The organism is Methylobacterium sp. Leaf113 (assembly GCF_001423325.1).
GTDB lineage: Bacteria > Pseudomonadota > Alphaproteobacteria > Rhizobiales > Beijerinckiaceae > Methylobacterium.
The window spans coordinates 1-17,395 of the sequence record NZ_LMNJ01000001.1; the positions used below are offsets into that span (position 1 = coordinate 1).

Annotated in this window: 11 protein-coding genes; 3 read left to right on the top strand and 8 right to left on the bottom strand. The window is 60.4% G+C overall.

Going from position 1 to position 17,395, the window contains the following annotated elements:
• Window positions 1–620 (bottom strand): glycoside hydrolase family 16 protein (locus ASF60_RS25260; protein ID WP_210168775.1); only part of this gene is annotated, 620 nt, incomplete at its 3' end.
• Window positions 621–1,693: 1,073 nt separating this feature from the next.
• Here ASF60_RS25260 and ASF60_RS00010 point away from each other — a divergent pair.
• Together ASF60_RS00010 and ASF60_RS00015 are read left to right on the top strand one after the other, a co-directional pair.
• Window positions 1,694–3,142 carry an oligosaccharide flippase family protein gene (locus ASF60_RS00010; RefSeq protein ID WP_056178421.1) on the top strand — a complete coding sequence of 483 codons (1,449 nt, stop codon included), beginning with the start codon at window positions 1,694–1,696 and terminating at the stop codon, window positions 3,140–3,142.
• A 55-nt stretch (window positions 3,143–3,197) separates the two neighbouring features.
• On the top strand, window positions 3,198–4,241 hold the full coding sequence (locus ASF60_RS00015; protein ID WP_056178424.1) for an acyltransferase family protein: 1,044 nt from the start codon (window positions 3,198–3,200) through the stop codon (window positions 4,239–4,241).
• Between the two features lie 831 nt (window positions 4,242–5,072).
• On the opposite strand, the gene ASF60_RS00020 is transcribed toward ASF60_RS00015, so the two are convergent.
• Together ASF60_RS00020 and ASF60_RS00025 are read right to left on the bottom strand one after the other, a co-directional pair.
• On the bottom strand, window positions 5,073–5,564 hold the full coding sequence (locus ASF60_RS00020; RefSeq protein ID WP_156376106.1) for a hypothetical protein: 492 nt from the start codon (window positions 5,562–5,564) through the stop codon (window positions 5,073–5,075).
• Between the two features lie 656 nt (window positions 5,565–6,220).
• On the bottom strand, window positions 6,221–7,369 hold the full coding sequence (locus ASF60_RS00025) for a hypothetical protein (protein WP_056178430.1): 1,149 nt from the start codon (window positions 7,367–7,369) through the stop codon (window positions 6,221–6,223).
• A gap of 1,460 nt (window positions 7,370–8,829) precedes the next feature.
• Between ASF60_RS00025 and ASF60_RS00030 the strand changes: the two genes are divergently transcribed.
• Window positions 8,830–9,624, top strand: a complete 795-nt coding sequence (locus tag ASF60_RS00030; RefSeq protein WP_056178433.1) for a ParB N-terminal domain-containing protein — start codon at window positions 8,830–8,832, stop codon at window positions 9,622–9,624.
• 233 nt (window positions 9,625–9,857) lie between these two features.
• Here ASF60_RS00030 and ASF60_RS00035 read toward each other — a convergent pair whose 3' ends face one another.
• The 5 genes from ASF60_RS00035 to ASF60_RS00055 form a co-directional block, all read right to left on the bottom strand.
• Window positions 9,858–11,186: a polysaccharide biosynthesis/export family protein gene (locus tag ASF60_RS00035; RefSeq protein WP_082503882.1), complete on the bottom strand. Its 1,329-nt coding sequence runs from the start codon at window positions 11,184–11,186 to the stop codon at window positions 9,858–9,860.
• A 180-nt stretch (window positions 11,187–11,366) separates the two neighbouring features.
• On the bottom strand, window positions 11,367–12,632 hold the full coding sequence (locus tag ASF60_RS00040) for an HlyD family type I secretion periplasmic adaptor subunit (RefSeq protein WP_244476912.1): 1,266 nt from the start codon (window positions 12,630–12,632) through the stop codon (window positions 11,367–11,369).
• 116 nt (window positions 12,633–12,748) lie between these two features.
• A complete protein-coding gene (locus ASF60_RS00045) occupies window positions 12,749–14,545 on the bottom strand; it encodes a type I secretion system permease/ATPase (RefSeq protein ID WP_082507650.1) in 1,797 nt (598 codons plus the stop codon).
• A gap of 466 nt (window positions 14,546–15,011) precedes the next feature.
• Window positions 15,012–16,061, bottom strand: coding sequence for a glycosyltransferase family 2 protein (locus tag ASF60_RS00050; RefSeq protein ID WP_244476913.1), 1,050 nt, complete (start codon window positions 16,059–16,061; stop codon window positions 15,012–15,014).
• A gap of 213 nt (window positions 16,062–16,274) precedes the next feature.
• The gene (locus ASF60_RS00055; protein WP_056178442.1) at window positions 16,275–17,243 is read right to left on the bottom strand and encodes a polysaccharide pyruvyl transferase family protein; all 969 of its coding nucleotides are present in this window, start codon (window positions 17,241–17,243) and stop codon (window positions 16,275–16,277) included.
• Window positions 17,244–17,395 lie beyond the last annotated feature (152 nt).

Genomic DNA, 17,395 nt, shown 5'->3' on the forward strand with positions numbered 1-17,395 from the left:
GTGTCGATTCCGAAGACGGTCTGGGTCTCGGTCACATTGGGACCGCCGACCTTGGAATGGGTGCTGGCGTAGATCGTGCCCGGCTCGTCGCCGAGCACCTCGAACACGTCGAGTTCGGGCGGCCAGGACAGATCGGCCGGCAGGAGCCAGAAGGCCGGCCAGAAGCCCTTGCCGGCGGGAAGCTGGGCGCGAAYYTCGAAGTAGCCATACAGCTGGGAGAAGGACTTGTAGGTGGTGATGACGCCGGARGTCCAATCCAGGCCCGAGCCGAGYGGGGTTTCGACGCCCTGGGTCGCGCGCGCGGCRGTGATATCGAGRACGCCGTCCTTGACGCTGAAGGGGTTCACCCCGACCGAGCTGTCGGAATAGTATTCATCTTCCTTGTTGTTGGGCAGGGTGCGGAGTCCGGCYTGCGGATACTTCGTCTGCCACGTCGTCGCGACTCCGGTTGCGGATCCCGAAAAGGTGTTGAACTCGTCCGAGAAGGTCAGCTGATACTTCGACATATCGACGGGCAGGCGGAAATTCGCCGCGGACAGATCTTCGACCTTGTGATCGCGCAGGGTCAGCGTTTCGCCAGTCTCGAGCTTGATGACCGTATCCGCCCCGACCTGGGACATCGCAGATTTGAGTTTTTCGGTCCTGGGTCGGGCATGAGCGGCCTCACCCGCCGCGCNGCGGAAATTCGCCGCGGACAGATCTTCGACCTTGTGATCGCGCAGGGTCAGCGTTTCGCCAGTCTCGAGCTTGATGACCGTATCCGCCCCGACCTGGGACATCGCAGATTTGAGTTTTTCGAAGCTATTCAAGCTTTGATAGTTATCAAGTTCGATCACGTCCTTCGTATGATCGAATCCAACGATGACATCCGAGCCTTCGCTTTTGGCGATGATGAAGCTGTTTTTCCCGGCGCTACCGATCAGCACGTCGTTTCCGGCGCCGCCATTCAGGGTTTGGTTGCCGGAACCTGTGCCGACGATGATGTTGTCTTGCGCATTGCCTTTGCCGCTCGAATGGAGCCCTGCTAAGATCAAGTTCTCGACGAACGCTGGCAGAACATAATAATTCGCCGTCGAGTTGATCGTATCGGTTCCTTCGTCGCTTTTCTCAGAAACGATGTCGTTCTTGCCATACACAAAATAGGTGTCATCGCCGAGGCCGCCAACGAGGGTGCTGGCACCGCCTGTCCGCAGAGCATCGTTTCCGGTTGTTCCGGCAAGAGTCTCTTTGGCAGGTGCGATGAACCCTTTTCTGGTTGCCCCACTCGTCGACAGCGTGCTTCCAGCGGAGTTGAGATATGTGGCCACCGGGGTCGTCCTCAATGCGATGAGGACATCTGGTTGTATCCGCTCGAAATAAACGTTCGATCGATCGATCAAATTGCTTGCATCGGAGCATTTGCGAGCGTTGCTCTCGTGGGATGATGCAAATGCCTACCAAATCGAAAACCCTACCAAATCCGCTCGGTTGAAGGGTCTCCCGCGGCTGCGGTTCGCGCCTGCGGAGGCGTTCTGGAGCGGCGTCATCCCAGCCGCTGCCGATCCAGCATCGGCACTGGTTCCGGTGCCTACGGCTGCGCCGCGCAGGCTTGGAATCCACCGCGAACCCGTGCGCACCGCTTCATCGCCTTCCCTGGAAACATGGGCTAACAGGACCGTGGCGATCCCGATGGTGGCGCGAAAGTTGGTGAGACATGCTCGGCCCAGTGATCTGGTCGCTTTTGAATACCGCCGCGACGGTGGTCATCCCCTTCCTGCTGTTCATTATTTTTGCTCGCACCGGCGAGGCGTACCAAGTGGGCGCGGTCGGTATTGCCGTCTCGATCCTCGAAATTCTCAAGACCTTCTGTCCCCAGGGGCTGTATGAGGTCCTGCTACGTCCGGAGACGACGCGCGAAGAGGAATGCGCCTCCCTGGGACTGCTCCTTCTCAGTGGCCTGATCGCAACCGCGGTTTATATGGGCGTGATCGTTCTGGTCGGGCGATACATGCCCGATCTTCAGGCGATCGGCCCGATCCTACTTCTCCTCGCGCCGAAATTGCTGTTCGACGTCACGTCGGTCCAGCCGCAGGCCGCCCTCGCGCGCCAACTCACCTTCCGGCGCCTGGCGATGCGGACGGTCATCGCCAATTTCGTCGCGGCGGGCGTGGGATCGGTCCTGGCCTTTGCGGGCCACGCTCTCGAGGGCTTGATCCTTTACTATCTCCTCCAGTCGATGCTGAACTTCTTCCTGGTGGCTCGGGGCCAGATGGGCCGCGTCAGACCCACGCTCGGGACGGCGCCCCTGAAAGCCTTGTTTCGCGAGGCCGGCTACTCGTCGGCCGTTCGCATCGTCGCCGCCGCCAACAATTATGCGGATACGCTGGTCGTTTCAGGCTTTGTGTCCGCCGCGCTCGTCGGAACATACAATCTCGCGAAGCGCATCGAGACGGTCTTGATGAGCACCTCATCATCCTTCTCGGTCATCATGTATCAACCGCTCTTCGCGAGCCGGGGTGCGGCGCCGCGTTCTGAAATCGTTACGACCGCGATGCGACTGACCACCGTGCTGTTCGGACTGCCAATCATCATCTTCGTCTCCTTTCCCGAGGAATGGGTCGGATGGGTCTTTGGGGATCGCTGGCTCAGTGCTGCGCCCGTCTGTGCGCTTCTCGCACTGTCCGGATTGGCGCGGATCTATGGCGGCATCTACGGGTCACTGCTTTCGGTCAGCGGGCGGAATCACGTTCTCCTCATCTACGCGCTGTGTTCGATGATTGTCGGACTTGGCTCTGTCGTATTGCTCTCGCGATACGGCCTCGTGTGGGTTGCCTTGGCCATCGCGCTGAAGAGTTGGGTCTTCTATCTCGTGTCCGCCTATCTGACCCGCCGGGAAACCGGGCCGGTGATCGCCACCTGCTTTTGGAACGTGCTCTCTCCCTTGCTGCTGTTCTCTCTCATTGCTGCAGGCGCGACGCGCGCCGTCGCCTTATCGGCGCCCACAGGACTCCACGGCATCCCTGCGTCAGTTCTGATGATCGCCCTCAGTTCTGTTTTAGCGATGGCGTCCGTCCTCGTGATCTATCGGCGTGATCTCTCGAAGATTTCGAACCTGGTGCGCGTCAAGATCGCAGAAAAGCGATCCCCGGCGAAGCCGACCTGATGTTGGTAGAGGTGGAAGCGCTGTCGCTTGATGCGAGTGTAATGAGGGTGGCCCAATGATTCAGAATATTCAGGTTCTTCGAGGATTGGCGGCCCTCCTTGTCGTTATTGTCCACTGCGAAGCGATCATAAAGTCGTTCGGAAATTTTCATTATATCGGGATCGCCGCGAGCACGGGGGTTGATCTATTCTTCGTCATCAGCGGCTTCATCATGGTTTATACGTCGGACCGAAATGGCCCGACCCCCCTCGGCTTCTTCGCAAATCGCGTGGCCAGGGTTGCTCCTTTATACTGGCTGTTAACCATCGCGATCTTCGCCATTGCGGTTTTGCAACCCCAACTGCTCGGAGCAACCAAAGCAAGCCTTTCGAATCTCGTGAACTCCCTGGCTTTTTGGCCTTACTTGAGAGACGACGGAAAAGTTGCGCCTCTGCTGTTCTTGGGATGGACGTTAAATTATGAAATGATGTTTTATGCAGTGTTTGCCCTTTGTCTCTTCATCAAAGATCTGAATTTGAGGGTCCTGGTTGCGATCGGGGTGCTGGTCTCAACGACAGTACTGGGTCAGGCCATCACCTTTGAGAATGTCCCAGCTCTCTTCTTTACGCGGCCCGTCATCCTTGAGTTTGCCCTGGGCATGATCGTTGCCCGAATCTATGCGATCCTCCCGCACAGCAAGCGGGCGGCCGTCATCGCACTGTGCCTCGCAATCATCGCTCTTCCGGCGATGCTGCTCGCCGCCGTCCTGTCATCGAGTATGCTGCCGATTGCCGGGATCCCTGCGGCCGTTCTGGTCGTTGCAGCGCTCATCATGGATCGGGGAGGGCTTTCCCTGAGCTGGCGTCCTCTCGTGGCGATCGGTGATGCAAGTTACTCCCTCTATCTAACGCATCCGTTCGTTGCCCAAGTCGTCATCAAGCTGTCGAACAAGCTTCAGCCCCTGTCTCTCCCTTTGAGCTTGTTGGTTGTCTTAGTCATATACGCGATATCAATTGCGTTGGCTCTCTTGGTGTATCGGACCCTCGAGATACCGATGACACGGGTAGCACGACGCCTGCTCCATCTCTCTCGCCCGAAGAATCCGGCGGGTGCCTTGTAGTTGGGCTGCGGCTCGATCCCGGGCTGCACCGAACTGATGAGGGATCGAAGACGCAACGGCCTGGAGGAGGACGTCGCCGATCCGGCTTTGTCGAAACGGGGAGTGCCGGACGTCGTGGCGAAAAGGCCATCTGTCTCCAGGCGACGCCGGCATGCCAGCGACCGAACCCGGGAGACCTCCGGCGTCTTGCGAGCGCCACGCCGAACAGGCCGCTGATAAGCACCACGGCATGCAGCGCCCTTTACCGAACCTGCCGACCAGCGAGGAGGCTGGGCGTGATTGGCGCGGGCTGACGCGATGCGTCTGCGCGGCATCTCCGGGCCCATCCGCTGCACACTGCCTCGAACCGAAGGTCCTCGTGGCGAGACACTCTTTCAAGCGCTCCGCGAATGCGTCTCCAAGAGGAGTCGCCTGATCCCGGGCCTTACGGTCGGATCGGCATGAGACAACGGTGACTGTCCGTCCTTTCGACGAAAGCTTCGGGACGCATGCGCGAGCTTCGGGACGCATGCGCGCGGCGGAGGCTACCGATCCTCCTTCGAAGAAACGCGACCCTTGATCGAGCTATAGAAAAATATGGATATTGAATCCAACCGGAACCCGGCACAGGGCTACGGGCCGCCTGTGCAGCCGTCACCATCCCGGATCTGGCGTCCCAGTGACCGACGACGCCGGCCATATCAAGGTTGCCGCCCAGCCCCGTTCAAGCGATCGGTCGGATCGGATGTTCCCATCGATAGAAGAAGACATGAAAACACAAACGAAAAAAGGCGGCGCGTGCGCCGCCTTTTTTTCACAGGCTGTCCCTAACTTTGAAAGGCTAGGCGAGTGTTAGACCAACGCGCCGTCGTGCGGAGCGTAAAAATTGAAGTCGCCGGTGTCGAGCGCCTTGCCGTTCAGCGAGTTCACAGCGAAGTTGTAGTAGTCGCCCGTGTTGGTGTTGAAGATGCTGTAGTAATACACCTTCGCACCCGAAGCAGTCTCAGCGCCGGCGCCGAGGAGGTCGAGTTTGGCATCGGAACCGAAGCCGCTCAGATTGATAAAGTCCTGCTCGCCGGCGCCAGGGCCACCCGCGCCGCGGAAGTCGGTGATGTAGGTCGCCAGGGTCCCGAAATCCTTGGATGCGACCTCCGTTTCCTGACCGAACTTCGCAGCCAGAACGAAGGTGTCGTTGCCGGTGCCGCCATAATACTGGTTGAAGTCAGCATGACCCTGAAGCTGATCGTTGCCGCTTCCACCGGCCATCTTGTCTACGTCGCCGCCATTACCCTGAATTTTACCATTCGCGTCGGGAGCGGTCGTAACACCATCAACCATTGCCATTGTCGTATCCTCGAGAGCTTGTGCACACGGCAGCCGTGGCAACGATGATCAATAATCAGGAAATTTGTGCACTATGAAGGACGCGTTCATTTGCTGAAACGTCCCTAACGGCGTGTTAACTAGGGGGCGACACGGAGTCAATCATCCAAATGGGCATCTAGGTAGTTTTGGCGCAGCCAAATGGCGTAGTTACTGAATTGCATCAGTTCTGAAATTCACAGATTTTCAGCAATGCTAGGGCTGTGTCTGTGAATCTCAACCAAGCAAGCGGCGCTGCACTGCGGCCGACCAGCTTGCATGATGATAAAAGTGCACATCCTGCCGCTTAATCATTGCTGGCGCATGCAGCGAGATGCATTGCATCCCGGTAGATGCTGGCAAGATGACTGTTTATAGAACGAAGATAGAGTCGAGACTTGGCTCACGTAGTGGACCAACTGGCAGGCCGACAGGCGGCGCAAAAACCGACACACGAGAGCTTTCCATGAAAGCTTCGTATTTTGGGTTGAGCCTTCACGAGGGTACTGCATCGGGAGTGCTGGCAGAGCACGTTCCGCGCCCCTGAATGCCGGACGTGGCTGAAAACGCTCGCGTTGCTCGTCCTCTCACCGCTCAGGGAGGAGCCGGCGCACGGCCTTCCTCCCGCGACGTTCGACTTAAGTCGTGGGGCGCGAGCCGTGCAGATCTCGCGTGGTCAGGCGTCCGACCAGATCACGACACTCCGCCTGGGTGCAGATCCAGTTGCTCGGATCGATCTGAGCGAGTTCGGTCGTGAGCCGATCGATCTGAGCGGGCGCGAGTTCCCGAAAAAATCCAACGAGGCTCTCGACGAGGTCATTCGGAAGGCGAACGCCTGCGCCTTGCCGCGCGAGCCATTGTCCGGTGGCGGTCGCGTCCCGCACGATCGGAATCGTTCCGGCCCAGCCACTCTCGTAGAGGCGGTTCGGCAGGAGCCATTCCGAGTTCAGGCCTTCCTCGAAGAAGTCGATCACCCACGCAAAGTCGACCTCTCCGTAGATCGCCATCAGATCGTCTGGATTGCGATACGGACCCTCGAACGAGATGAAGGGCTCCGCAGCGACCATGGCATCGAAGTCCGAGAACTCGGAGTAGGCCGGCCGACCCCTTATGATCACGCTCAGGCGGCCCTCAAGTCGCCGGGTGACCGCCGAGAGGATCGCAAAACTTTTCGCGCATCGGATCGCGCCAAACCAGCCGATTTTCCATGAGCCGATATCGAGCCTGGTCCCGGGCGGCGGATCAGGCACGTCTGCCTGACCCAAGAACACTTTGTTCTCCACGAGAACAACCGGCAGGTTCACACTTGAGCGCGGCTCGAAGTAGTTTGTGACGAAGGCCGGTGAGCTGGTCATCAGCAGACTGGCGTTCCGGGAAAGCGCCCCTTCGATTGTGCGCAATGCAACGCCTGCCGGACCCGGGGAAAGCATGAGGCGGTGGATATCCAGGCATTCATAGACTAGGGGCACCGCGGTTCGCCGGCCTCGGACACTTTGAGCGATGGCCAGCATCTCCAGATTTCGCGCAACGATGACGTCCGCGCCGGCAATACGGTGCCGGAGCCGGCGTCCCAGGAGCGCGTGACGCATCGTTGCGCTCAGGCGTGCGACGAAACGGGCATCGGCGGTCTGGCCCAGATCGTAAGGCACGATGCCGTCCACGGATGTCGGGACTGCCCCGCGACGAAAGCCGGTGAGCAGAACCTCCGCTCCGCCAGCCTTGAACATGCTGACGCGCCGTTTAACAGCCGGATCCGTTAGATCGTGGACGAAATATGCGATCTTCAATGTCGCGCCTTCCGCAATCGATGCGCCGCAGGAGACCTGGTGACGAGAGCCGCCACGGTGCCAGGTTCGGACGGGTGTTTTCCTCGCATTCGTCTGAGCTGTCGACAGGGATGTCTCACGACGTAAGGGGAACCTACGCGCCGCTTTGCTCCACGCAGACCGCTCCGCAACCTTGAGTAAGCTAGGAAAGGTGTAGAATCCCCTCACCCCATTCAGCCTGTGCGAGCGCTGGAACTCCACCTGCTCGGAGCCCACCATTCTTGCTGGCAGAATGGTGAACGTGTCTCGCGATGGCTCACCGAGGAAGCTTTGTCAGTGGCAACCGAATCTTTAGATGAAGGCTCCGCTGCGCGGTTGCGAGGGTTCCGCAGACTCGGCTGGTCGCCCGGGTGCCTGACCAAGAAGAGCATCGCCGAGCCATTAGAATGCTATCTCTCCACCCATGGTGGTGTCGCTGCCACCGGTGCCGACGTTCTGTCGGACTTGAGGCCGAGCGGCGGAGAGCATTGCAGATTTCTAAATGCGGACCGCCGCGGAATTTCACTCTGTTGCTATTTCGTTCTCGTCGAGAAAAGATCATACGCGGAAGATGGATGAGGCCTCCGCCAATCGCCGCGGATCGATGTCATTGCGGATCGGCACTGCGAAGCATCCCTCCAGCACCGGACGTCGATCGTATCCGAAGGGCCGCCTGTGCTGCGATGGCGCGCCTTTCAACCAATTGACGAGCGAGATCGGGAGACCAGCAGAGGCCCGTCCCCTTCGCCGACACTCTCTCGTGAGTGAGGCCGATCGTCTCGCTGCAGAGATTCTTTGGATTCCCACATGCGCGGTTCCGAGTCTGCTGGTTCATCCAGCTTTCTGGACCTTCGAGGGGGACTGTCAACCATATCTCCCGACAAGCTGACCGCTCAGCCTCTTCCGCACGGTGCTTCACGGTCTGGGATCTTGGCGGCGACACGCCAGTTTCAAACGTCAGCTTCCAATCGATGTGTGGATTTCCTCGAAACAATCGCGTTTGACCAACGGCGAAGCAGGGGCAGGTCCTAGACGTACAAAATTTTCTGTTATGTATTGATTATTGTATTTACAAGTATGTAATAAGATACTTACAAATAGTAAAGCTGGATCGATTGCTGACTCTGTGGCCGATAATTTGTAGATATCATTATGATGAGGCGGACGGATTGATATTTGCTCAGACTCATTAGAAAAAGACCCGGACACCTGTCGTCTGATTGCCGGACAACCAAAACTGCCTGCATGGCGATTCAATGCAGGGCAAGGCGGTACTAAGTAGTTTACCAGGCCGCTCAGTGGGTAACAGGTTCGTATTCTTGATGGTTCTAAATTTTATGTATATCCCGTGGATTGGTTAGGGAACAGTGGGTGACGTTGTGCGCCAAATTTCGGTCGATGGGTTCGAGTCGCCACAGGCTCCGGCGCCGGGTCCAGCGCCGATGCTGCAATGGCTCAAGATCGAAGATCTCGTCGTTGATATGTCCTATCAGCGCCCCATCGTCGGCCGTGGGCGAATCAACGTTGCCCGGATTGCTCGGGATTTCCGCTGGACCTTTTTTGCGCCGGTCGTGGTGTCGCCCGTAGAGGGCGGCCAGTTTGCCATTATCGACGGGCAGCACCGCACGACGGCGGCAGCACTCTGCGGATTCGACAGAGTTCCCTGTCAGGTCGTGATCGCGGCTCACGAAGAGCAAGCGGCCGCCTTCAAGGCGATCAATGGCGTGATCACGCCGATCACGCCGATGGCTCTGTATGCGGCCGCGTTGACGGCCCGCGAAACCTGGGCGATCGAAATCACCGATGTCTGCTCCGAGGCCGACGTGAACCTGTTGCGCTATCCAATTGCAACCGACCGTCAGGTTCCCGGGCAGACGATGGCCGTGGGTGCGTTGCGCGCCTGCTTGCGTCGGCATCAGCGTAACGATCTGGTCATTGCCCTCCGGTGCGTGACGCAGACGAACAACAATAAGCCCGGCATGCTGTCGGCTCGCCTGATCAAGGCCCTCTGCGAAGCCGTCTCGAGTTTCTCGGATCTCGTGGGCTACGAAGAGCGCGTGCTCGCGGCCGCAAACGAGATCGATCTGGAGCGAATCTCGACTGAGGTTTCCGAGCGCACGAAGGACGGTGAGAAGGGCCCGACCAGTTCCCTCGCCGAGAAGATTCGCAAGAACTTCGCGCGGCTGCTGAGCCAGGCCGGGTCGGGCCGGCATCTTCAGCTGGCAAATACCCATTAGCGCCGAGCCGTATCGGCCCAGCAGGCGCGCTCACAGGCCGATCCAAACCGGAATAACGCGCCCGTCCCTGTACTCCTGATCGAGCAAGGCCCGCGCTGTCATCATGCGCAAAGCCCTATAGGAACTCGTGGAAAAGCTGGTCACACCGTCTCATCGATGAGCCGATCGTCGAGCACTGCGCACCGAGCCACGTCAGTTGTGGAAACGGCGAGACGGTCGAGAGGGGGGCAGCGTTATTTGGCGGATGGCTTGAACTCGTACTCGAGTTTCAGCGCAATCTCGACCGTATCCCCGGGCTGAAGCGACGCATCTTCGTCCGCCTGAAGGATCTCGACACCAGAACCGCCCCGACGGTGAATGATTACCTGAGGCTTTCCGCCGGTCCCACGCACCATCTGTGATCGGACGACGCCGGTGTAGAGGAGTTTTTCGCCGACCGCGGAGAGCTTGCTGCGGGTCTGGGCGAGCTTGACGGTTGCATCCTGAATGTCGCGCATCAGGTCGGCCCGGCGCTGGTCGGAGAGCCGCGCGACACTGCGTTGGGCTTCCAGCAGATCCCGCTTCGCACGCTCAGTTTCGACGCCCGTCTGAAGCGCCCGCGTGGCTGTCGTGAGACTCAGGCGCCGCGTTTCGACTGCGCGGGTCAACGGAACAACGCCGCGTTTGTTGAGATCGGCGATGCGCTCGATCTCATCGACGTCGAGTTTCGCCGCCTCGGTATCCTTGCGATACTGATCCTGAATAGCCGTCAAACGCTCTTCGGTGATGCGTTGCGCATTCTTGAGGTGTGCGGTTTCCTTGGAATAATCATCGAGCCGCGACTTCAGCAGGCCCTGCTCGTTCTGGAGGATTTTTTCCTGGGTCGATGCCGGAATCGGCAGCTTCTCCAGGCCGGTCTCGTCCAATTGCTGCTTTCCGTCGAGTTCCGTCCGCAGCCGGGCGATCGTCGCTTGCCCCTGGGCGAGGTCGATCCACAGGTTCTCGTACTCGCCGCGAAGGTCAGCCGTCGCCAGTATCGGGCTGTCCATCCGGAAGCGCTGCAGGTCGTAGCCGCCCGCGAGCGACACGGCCTGACGCACGCTCAAGCCAGGCGTGTAGCGCTGCTCACCGGGCTTGCTGACATCGCCCGTTACGTAGATCGGTCGATAATCCGCGATGACCAGCGAAATCTCGCCCGGTGCCACAACCGTCTGCTGTTCACCGTTCCCCGAGGTTCGCATGTTCAGCGATTGGCGTGGCAGGGCCTCTCGCACCAAATCCCTGACCTCCGCGACCGTCTTGCCTTGGGCCTTGATGTCGCCGGCCAGAGGAACCGAGATATCACCGTCGATCGTGACGGGGAGGCGCTGGCGGAGTTCGGGAATCCCGGCCACCGACAGTTCCAGGGTGTCACCCGGCTGGAGCCTGTATTCGGCTGCGCTCACGGGTGATGTGAAGCCGGTGACCGCAGCAAGGACCGCCAGCGCAAGGGACCGCACCGGATGAGCGGGACGCTTCGACGCTGCCGTGGCGTATGTCAGCTGTCCGTTCAACCTTACTGTCCACCGCTCGAAGACCGTCATACCATCTGCATCCCTGCCGCACCGGAGCCTGGCTGGCGGTGCGGCGTGCCTCAAGAAAAACCTACGCACCGTCGTCGTCTCGCGATCTCAAGGTGCCGTGTCGCATGTGCGGCACGGCTGAGGCGCCTGACCCTCATGCCTTATCTATCGCTTTCGCCATGTCTAGCGTTCCCGTCAGGTCTAGCGTTCCCGCCAGGTTTTGGCGATCTGGTCGGTCAGCGGTTTGGTCAAGTAGGAGAGGACTGTGCGCTCGCCGATCTGCATGAACGTTTCGACGGGCATGCCCGGAACGAGGCGCAGATTGTTCAGACGCGCCTTCTGATCCTCCGGGATTCGGATACGCGCCGAGTAGTAGCTCACACCGGTCTTGGTGTCGTGCGTCACATCCGCAGCGACGCGTGAGACCTCGCCGTTGATTTCGGGCGTCGTGCGCGTGTTGAAAGCCGGAAATCGGAGGAGGGCCTTCTGCTCCAGGCGCACATTGTCGATGTCCTGGGGTTGGATCTTCACGTCGACGACCAATTGATCAGCTTCCGGAACGATCAGCATCGCGGGTTCGGTCGCAACCACGAGGCCGCCGATGGTGTGCACTGTCAGCTCATGGACCGTTCCGTCCTGGGGCGCGCGCATATCGATCCGCTTCAGCATATCCAGCGCGGCCACCTTCTTCTCGCTCAGTTCCGACCATTTGCCGCGGATCTCGGACAGGTCCTTGCTGACCTCCGTGCGCAGATCCTGGTCGACCTGAAAGATCTGGAGCTCGATCTCGGTCATCTTGCCCTGCGCCGAGGCGATGGAGGCGGAGAGCTGGCCGCGCTCGCCCTCGAGACGGGCGGCATCGCGCTCGAGCGAGGTCACGCGGGCATACGGCACGAGGTTCTTCGCGAAGAGCTCATTCACACCTTTGAGTTCCTGGGTGATCAGGCTGATCTCACGGTCCTTGGCAAAGGTCTGCTTGGTGAGGCCCTTCACTTCCTGGCGAAGCTGATCGATGCGCTCGCGGAACTGGGCTTTCTGCCCCTCACGCCCGGAGAGCCGCGTGCTGAACAGGCGTTCCTCACCGTCGATCAGGCGCGCCACCGATGGATCGGTCGCCGCACGCTCCATCAGGTCCGGTGGAAAGACGACGGCCCGGACGCCGTCGCGTTCGGCTTCGTCCCGTGCACGGCGGGCATCCAGTTCATCCAACGCCTTCAGGATGATCTCCAGATTGGAGCGGGTCTGCGTCTCGTCCAGACGGATGAGGATGTCGCCGGCCTTGACCTTCGAGCCCTCGCGCACGAGCAGCTGGCCGATCACGCCCCCGGTCGGATGCTGGACCTTCTTCACATCGGATTCGACCACGAGCTGGCCGGGCGCGATGACAGCGGCGGAGATGTTCGTGAAGACCGCCCAGCCGGCGACGCCGAATACCAGGACCGCCCAGCTCAGCGCCAGGAGGATCATGTGGCGGTTCAGCGATCCGTGGGCTCGGGCCGGCGGAAGCTGAACCGGCGAGCGCGGAGGCGCGAAGCGGGCGATACCGGTGCCCGGTCTCAGGGAGGGAACGCTCGTCGAGGACATCACGCACTCTCCTGCAGGGTCAGGGCGCCGGGCACGCCATCGGCCCGCAACTGCCCCGTGGGCCGTGGTCGATTCCGATCGGATTCCGCCTCGGATGCATCGGACTGCGACGTGGGCTTCAGAATCCGCTTCAGGACATCATCCTTGGGACCGAACGCCTGGATCTGACCTTCGGAGATCAGCATCACCGTATCGAGCGCCGCCAGGGCGCTGGGCCGATGCGCGACGACGACGCAGATGCCGCCCCGTTCGCGAACACTCATGATCGCCGACGTCAGGGCGTTTTCGCCCTCATGGTCGAGGTTCGCGTTCGGTTCGTCGAGAACGACCATGAAGGGATCGCGATAGAGCGCGCGGGCCAGTCCGACGCGCTGGCGCTGCCCGGCCGAGAGGCCGATGCCGCCATCTCCGATCGCCGTCTCGTAGCCTTCGGACAGGCGCAGGATCAGGGCGTGGACTCCGGCCGCCTGCGCGGCGGCGATGATGCTCTCGGACGTCGCGTCCGGTTCGAACCGCGCGATGTTCTCCGCGATGGTGCCGGCGAACAGTTCGACCTCCTGCGGCAGGAAGCCCACATGCGGTCCGAGCTCGTTCGACGTCCATTGATCGAGCGATGCGCCATCGATGCGGACCGACCCGCTCGCGCAGGGCCAGATCCCGACCAGTGCGCGCACCAGCGACGACTTTCCGGAGGCCGATGGTCCGATGATCCCCAAGCCCTGTCCGGCCTCAAGGGAGAACGTCGCGCCCTTGACGACGACGCGGCGCGAGCCGGGCGGCGAGATGCTCACGTTCTCGAAGGCGATGGTCTGGGTGGGGGCCGGCAGAACCTGCAGGTCCTTCTCGGGGGCATTGAGGGCCAGTGCATCCGAGAGGCGCTTCCAGGATTGGCGCGCCTGGATGAAACTTTTCCAGTTTCCAATGACCATCTCGGCCGGCGCGAGGGCCCGTGCGACCAGGATCGAACTCGCGATAATGACGCCGCCGGTCGCTTGGTTGTTGATCACCAGGAACGCGCCCAGGGCGAGGACGCCGGATTGGAGGCTCATGCGGAAGACCTTGGTGAGAGAGGCGACGCCTCCGCCAAGGTCCGAAACGTTTTGCTGAATATCCATGTATTCGCGATTGACGTGAGCCCAACGTGCGCCGAACCGGCGCCGCATGCCCATGGCGGCCAGGACCTCCGCGTTCCGCCGTCCGGCTTCCGCCAGGAGGTAGCGTCGCGATCCGTAGTGCACGCTCGACTTGATCTTCCGGCTCGTGGTCCAGTCGCTCAGGAGTGTCAGCAGGAAGAGGATCACCAGACCGACGATGGCAGCGACGCCGATCAGCGGATGGAACAGGGAGCAGATGACGATATAGACCGGCATCCAGGGCAGATCGAAGAACGCGCTCGGACCCGGTCCCGCCAGGAAGGATCGGACCTGATCGAAGTCGCGCATGGGCAGCGACCCGTCATGGTCGGACGGGCCCCGCAGAGGCGCACGCGCGACCACGTCGAAAACCCGGTGGGCGATCGCTTCATCGACCGCCCCGGAGATTCGACCGAGGATTCGCGTCCGGAGCGTCTCGAACAAACCCTGGAAGGCATACAGGACGAGGGCCAGGAGACCGAGACCGACCAGCGTCGGAATCGATCGGCTGGGAATGACGCGATCGTAGACTTCGAGCATGAAGAACGATGCGGTCAAGTATAGAATATTGATGAGGCCGCTGGTGATCGCCACGAACAAAAATGCCAAGCGACATTTGCTGATGGCTGCCGTTATCTCGGGGGTATCCGACGCCTTATGCACAACCCTGACCTCACTTGGAACTTGTACCGACGAACGGAGCCGAGCTGCGAACCTGGAAATGTGGCTCACGAAAAGATTAAGCGCACCCTCCGCGGGTCACTCAAGAGTTGGTGTTCCCTACCTGCGGGTCCGATCAAGGGCCCGATTTCTTCAAGAGCATAGGAACGTGTCTGAAAAACGATGTCGCTTCTGAATCCTGGAAACGGCAAAGTGGGATCGATAACTGATGTTGCGTTTCGGCTCAACTGACAGCCAAAGTCGATCGGAGTTTGTTCTTAAGACGGTAAACCCGTCGCCCGGCATCGGCACGGACATGTCTCGGAAAAACACCGATGGACCGGGTGCCCGAAGCCCTCGACGGGCGCGCGGCGACCTTCGCTGGTCTTGCCCGTTCCGAAGAAGTTGGTTGCCTCTGCCGTCTATCGATTGGGCGATCGATCGAATCGGGGCTGGCGCCTCAGCGTCGTTACGCCGAGGCGCTGCGCCGAAGCCCGGCTTCGATTGCCATTTTGACGAATCCCACCGACCAACTCACATGCATAGCGGCCGCGGCGACCCCCATGCCGAGAACGGCTGGATCGCGCGTGCGAACCGACGCGAAGACCGACCATCCGGAGTAGAGGCAGGCATAGGCGATCGGCACCAGGGCGGCTTCTGGAATGACCGGGATCGCGATCAGGCTGGCAAGTGCGGAGCCGCTGATCAGCAGCGGCGCCAATTGCCTGAGCTTGGGCCGGCTGCGGTGTGCGATCATGTTTCGCGCTCTGCCCCGCCCGTAATTGAAGTATTGCTTCGAGAGGCTGTCGAGGCGCCCGCGCGGATAGTAGGTGATCATCGCCTCGGCGCAGAGCCAGATCCGGCCGCCCGCCGCGACCGCCCGCACATCGAATTCCGCATCTTCGTTGTGGGTGAAGGTTTCGTCGTAGCCGCCGATGCGCAAGAAGAAGGACCTGCGGAAGGCCGCATGGTGCCCGTGATCGACAAATCGGGATTCGGTGTTGCGCCGATGGGCCGAACCGCCATTCCCCAGCAGGCTGTTCTGGGCCGCCGCCACAGCCCGCTGGAAAGGCTGAAGGCCCACCGTCCGCATGGGAACGACCACGGTTTCGGCCTCATGGTCGCGCAGGGCCTCGACGCAGAGCGAGACGAAGTCGTTCGGGTAATCGGCATGCGCATCCGCCCGCACCAGGATTGCACCCGGCATCGATGAGGCAGCGACCAAATTGACCGCGGCGGATTGGATGCGCTTGGGATTCTCCACCAATCTAACAACCGCATGAGCGCTGCAGAGATCGCGTGCGATCTGGCGCGTCGCGTCCGTGCTGCCGCCATCCGCGATCACGATGGCGGTGATGGCCTTGCAATCCTGGCGCAGGAGCGCGTCAATACAGGTCTTGAGGTGCTTTTCCTCGTTCAACACTGGAACGACGACAATAACTCCATCATCCGGTGATGACATTTCACTGCTCCAGCCTTCGAACGTGTAATTTTTACGAAATATTAATTGGTGCGTCAATGTTTTATGTAATTCTGCGGCGATGTATCAAATTAACCTTGACGGCCGACGCTGTGCATTGGAGCGGGCGGATGAACGCAACCTCGACTACATCGGCATCGCGAGATTGAGCCGGTTGCCGGTCGAGCCTATGTCACGCACGGACTACCCGCTGGGTAAGGGATGGAGACGATCCGCAGCATCGAATTCACGTGTCTAAGAGCCCTGAAAACGTTAGCGCGCGGAGCGCCGCAACTGCTCGAGGCGATCGAGCATTCGTTCCTGAAGCGTCTTCACGGTCGATTCACGACTGGGCGTTGTCAGGCGCGACGAGAGGTCAATCAGAGCTTGCGCCGTCCGCTCCGGCGACATGTTCAGAAAACGGCTCATGACACCGGTCTGCTTGATCCATCCCTTCGCGCGATCCTGAAGACGCGGCGGTTTGGGTTCCGAAGTTCGCCGCCGCATCTCCTCCATCGCGGCACCCTCGGTGATGCCGATCGTGTCGCCGAACGGCGCTCCCGGCCGGCCGTACTTGAGGATTCCCTGGGCGGTGGGAGGCGGGACGATCGTGACCGAGAGTTTGTGGCCACAGGACATGGCCCAGTCGAGCCACTTGGAAATCTGGAAGTTGCCCGTTGTCGCAAACGCGGCCCATTCGACACCGTAGGTATCAGCCAGGATGGCACCGTGCAGGGACTCCGTGAGAACGCAGCGCGCTTCGGCGATGCGACCGATGACGGATTCGGGTGAGCCGCGCGGGTCCAGGAGTTCGAATCCGGTCAGGCGCGCGATCTCGTTCCAGCTCGGATCATTCAGGCTTTCCCAATGCGGGATTACCAGCACGCCGCGCTCGCTCACGCGCTTGCGCGGAAAACCTTCGGCCAGAGGGGTGATGACCGCCCCATCCGAAATGGCGATATCGGGGGTGAGACCGAGATGCCGGGCGGATAAGGGCCCGCGCACGCACCAGTAGGTGACGTCGAGGCCGGACCAGCGGCTCAGCGGATCGTTCCCGGCTCCGCTGGAGAAGACGTTCAGCTTGGTTTGCGGCGCGCAGGGGAAGCCGATGATGGTACCGATGCCGACAAACGCTTCTGTCGTGCTGTCGTCGAATAGATCGGGGGCAAAATGCGGCCACAGCTTGGCATTCAGATCATCGCCGAAGTTGGGAACCTTGGTATGATAGTATCGTAGTTTCAAGGCAGGTTCCTAAATTTGCTGATAAGCGCGTCCGTGAACGCCGTGCATTGTCTGTTCATCCAAATCCACTGTCCAAGTCGTGACGGTTCATCGGATTTGGATTCCGAAAGCGATGATTATTACTTAGGTGGCAACGAATGGATCTTGCCGTT

Bases quoted from the DNA above. Each gene is read 5' to 3' on its own strand.
- ASF60_RS00030 (WP_056178433.1), top strand. From the start codon at position 8,830: ATGCTGCAATGGCTCAAGATCGAAGATCTCGTCGTTGATATGTCCTAT.
- ASF60_RS00015 (WP_056178424.1), top strand. From the start codon at position 3,198: ATGATTCAGAATATTCAGGTTCTTCGAGGATTGGCGGCCCTCCTTGTC.
- ASF60_RS00020 (WP_156376106.1), bottom strand. From the start codon at position 5,564: ATGGCAATGGTTGATGGTGTTACGACCGCTCCCGACGCGAATGGTAAA.
- ASF60_RS00010 (WP_056178421.1), top strand. From the start codon at position 1,694: ATGCTCGGCCCAGTGATCTGGTCGCTTTTGAATACCGCCGCGACGGTG.
- ASF60_RS00035 (WP_082503882.1), bottom strand. From the start codon at position 11,186: ATGACGGTCTTCGAGCGGTGGACAGTAAGGTTGAACGGACAGCTGACA.
- ASF60_RS00040 (WP_244476912.1), bottom strand. From the start codon at position 12,632: ATGATCCTCCTGGCGCTGAGCTGGGCGGTCCTGGTATTCGGCGTCGCC.